Source organism: Nonomuraea corallina (assembly GCF_027620315.1).
GTDB classification, from domain to species: Bacteria; Actinomycetota; Actinomycetes; order Streptosporangiales; family Streptosporangiaceae; genus Nonomuraea; species Nonomuraea corallina.
In genome coordinates this window covers 1-2686 of record NZ_JAPNNL010000327.1, presented here as the reverse complement: position 1 = coordinate 2686, position 2686 = coordinate 1, and the positions used below count along the sequence as shown (strand labels likewise).

Here is a 2686-nt window from a genome sequence, read left to right as displayed (position 1 = left end):
GCCAGGCGAACCCGCTGACCGCGGCCGAGGTGCTGGAGGACGCCGCGCTCGTCGCCGAGCGCACCGACGTGCCCGATCCCCGCCCGGACCAGTGGTTCTACCTCAAGGAGCGGCAGCCGATCGCCTCGGCGCCGGTCCTCGAGACCTGGTCGCGGATGGACGGCGCACGCACCGCCGTCCGCCAGGGAGACGGCGGCACGGTCAAGGCCGGCGCCGAGAAGGGCCCCACGAACCCGCTCAAGACCCAGCAGGAGGTGCTGGCGTTCCCCGGCGAACCGGACGCGCTCCTGGCCCACCTGCGCGGCATGGACGAGCGCGCCGCGCTGTCGATCTGCCAGCCCGAGTGCCCGGCGGGCACCGAGGACGACGTCAAGGCGTTCGGCGCCCTCCAGTGGTACCTGAAGTTCGGCCCCGTCATCCCACCGGACAAGGCCGCCGCCATGTACCGGGCCATGGCCCGCATCCCGAACGTCAAGATCGAGGAGAACGTGTCCACGGCCGACGGCCGCACCGGGCTCGGCGTCGTGCTCGACCTGGGCGAGGCCGGCAAGGGTTACACGATCCTCGACCCGGCCGACTACCGCTACCTCGGCGTCAAGAGCGTGCGCGGCGGTCACGAGCTGGCCATGTCGGTACTCGCGGCGGGGGTCGTGGACCGGCCTGGTCAGACGCCCTGACGGTCAGCCGTCGGCGCGGGGGAGCGTGGCGGTCATCACCAGGCCGCCGCCCTCCCTCGGCCGGGCCGTCACGTCGCCGCCGTGGGCGCGGGCCACCGACCGGACGATCGACAGGCCCAGGCCGGCGCTCCTGCCCGTGAGGACGCGCTCGCCGTCGAGCCGCCGGAACGGCTCGAACAGCTCCGGCACGTCGTACGGCGGCACGGTGGGGCCGGTGTTCGTGACCGTCACCGTGACCTGCCCGCCGGTGACCGTACGGGTGGCGATCCGGACCCAGCCGGTGCCGTCGCGCAGGTTGTGCCGGATGCCGTTCTCCACCAGGTTCGTCGCCAGCCGTTCGAGGAGCAGCGCGTTCCCGGTCGTGGGCGCCGGGAACGTCTCCTCGTACACGGCGATCCCCTCCTGCTCCGCCTCCTGGGCGGTCTGCGCGACCACGTGCGCCACGATGTCGGCGAGGTCCACCGGCGACCGGTCCGTCACCTCGTGCTCGGCCCGCGCGAGCAGCAGCAGCCCGGAGATGAGCCGTTCGTGCCGGGCGTTGATCTCCAGCAGGCTCTCGCCGAGCTGCCTGACGTCGGGGGAGGCGGCGCGGCGGTGCATGGCCAGCTCGACCAGGGCGCGGTTGAGCGTCAGCGGAGTGCGCAGCTCGTGCGAGGCGTTGGCGACGAACCTGCGCTGCCCGTCGAAGGACCGGTCGAGCCTGGCCACCATGGTGTCGAAGGTGTCGGCCAGTTCCTTGACCTCGTCGACCGGGCCGTCCAGGTCGATCCGCTCCCGCAGGCCGCGGTCGGGGGCGGCGGCGATCCGGCGCGCGGTCGCGGTGACCTGGTGCAGCGGGGCCAGCACTCGCCCGGCCACCACCCAGCCCAGCGCCGTCGCCAGGCAGGCGACCACCCCGACCGCGACCACCCCCTGGGCCAGGAGCGACGTGGTGGCGGCGGCGCGCAGGTCGGCCTCCTGCTCGGCCAGCAGCCGCCGCGACTCCTCGGGGCCGAGCATCACCCCGTCCTTGACGATGGAGATGAACCGGTGCCGGTCCCCGCCGGGGTCGCCGTACTTCTCGTCGAAGATCCGTACCAGCTCCTGGTCGAACAGCAGGTACGTGACGGCGACGAGCACCACGCCGGCCAGCAGGAACAGCGCGCCGTACACGACCGTGAGCCGCAGCCGCAGCGACAGCCTCACGGGATGCGGTAGCCCGCGCCGGGCACGGTCAGCACCACCGGCGGTTCGCCCAGCTTGCGGCGCAGCTTGAGCACGGTCAGCCGGACCACCCCGGTGAACGGGTCCGCGTTCTCGTCCCACGCCTTCTCCAGAAGCTGCTCGGAGGAGACCACGGCGCCGTCGCCGCGCAGCAGCTCGGCGAGCACGGCGAACTCCTTGTTCGACAGCGGCACGTACCGCCCGTCCCGGAACACCTCACGCCGGGCGGGGTCGAGCGTGATACCGGCGCGGCGCAGCACCGGCGGCAGGGCGGGCCGGGCGCGCCGGCCGAGCGCCTGCACCCGGGCCGACAGCTCGGCGAACGCGAACGGCTTGGCCAGGTAGTCGTCGGCGCCCAGCGACAGCCCGGCCACCCGGTCGTCGATCTCCCCCGCGGCGGTGAGCATCAGCACCCGCGCCGTCGACCCCGACGCCACCAGCTCCCTGCAGACGTCGTCGCCGTGCACGCGCGGCAGGTCCCGGTCCAGGACGACCACGTCGTAGTCGTTGACCGCGAGCCGCTCCAGCGCCGCCTCGCCGTCGCCCGCGGTGTCCACGGCGTGCGTCTCGCCGCGCAGCCACTCGGCGATCGCGTCGGCCAGGATGCGCTCGTCCTCCACCACCAGCACTCGCATGCCGGAATCGTGACCGGTGACGTGTTGGCTCGCTGTTAACGCGCGGGGAAACCGCCGGGAAACCGGCTCGCCGGTTGCATCTCCTCCCAGCGGCAGGAACCGGTCCGGCCGCCGGAAGGAGAGCAGGATGCGCGTACGAATGCTCAACTCGCGAATGCTCAACTCGCGGAT

At 73.2% G+C, this 2686-nt stretch carries 3 protein-coding genes; 1 reads left to right on the top strand and 2 read right to left on the bottom strand.

The annotated features are described in order from the left end of the window. The coding region (locus OUY22_RS36430; RefSeq protein ID WP_270159877.1) for a CU044_5270 family protein at positions 1–677 on the top strand (677 nt) is incomplete at its 5' end. A gap of 3 nt (positions 678–680) precedes the next feature. On the opposite strand, the gene OUY22_RS36425 is transcribed toward OUY22_RS36430, so the two are convergent. Together OUY22_RS36425 and OUY22_RS36420 are read right to left on the bottom strand one after the other, a co-directional pair. After that, complete coding sequence (locus tag OUY22_RS36425) at positions 681–1862, bottom strand: sensor histidine kinase (RefSeq protein ID WP_270159876.1); 1182 nt, start codon at positions 1860–1862, stop codon at positions 681–683. Continuing rightward, on the bottom strand, positions 1859–2515 hold the full coding sequence (locus OUY22_RS36420; protein WP_270159875.1) for a response regulator transcription factor: 657 nt from the start codon (positions 2513–2515) through the stop codon (positions 1859–1861). Before OUY22_RS36420 ends, OUY22_RS36425 begins: the two co-directional genes overlap by 4 nt. Between the last annotated feature and the right edge of the window lie 171 nt (positions 2516–2686).